The organism is Paraburkholderia sp. SIMBA_054 (genome assembly GCF_046534875.1).
GTDB classification, from domain to species: domain Bacteria; phylum Pseudomonadota; class Gammaproteobacteria; order Burkholderiales; family Burkholderiaceae; genus Paraburkholderia; species Paraburkholderia hospita.
In genome coordinates this window covers 1-246 of record NZ_JAWRXV010001412.1, presented here as the reverse complement: position 1 = coordinate 246, position 246 = coordinate 1, and the positions used below count along the sequence as shown (strand labels likewise).

General features: G+C 70.7%; 1 protein-coding gene. It reads left to right on the top strand.

Going from position 1 to position 246, the window contains the following annotated elements:
- Positions 1 to 246, top strand: a 246-nt coding sequence (locus SB822_RS59700; protein ID WP_410859457.1) for a hypothetical protein, incomplete at both ends; no start/stop codon positions are given.

Here is a 246-nt window from a genome sequence, read left to right as displayed (position 1 = left end):
ACAAGGCACCGATCCACTACAGCCGCCGCCAGACCCTGGCCAACGCCGAGCGCTACATCACCGAGGAGCTGAAGTCCTTCGAGGACAAGGTGCTGTCGGCGCGCGAGCGCTCGCTGACGCGCGAGAAGCTGCTGTACGAAGGCCTGCTCGACGCGCTGGGCGCGCACCTGGAGCCGCTCAAGCGCTGCGCCGCGGCGCTGAGCGAGCTGGACGTGCTGGCCGCCTTCGCCGAACGCGCGCAGGCGC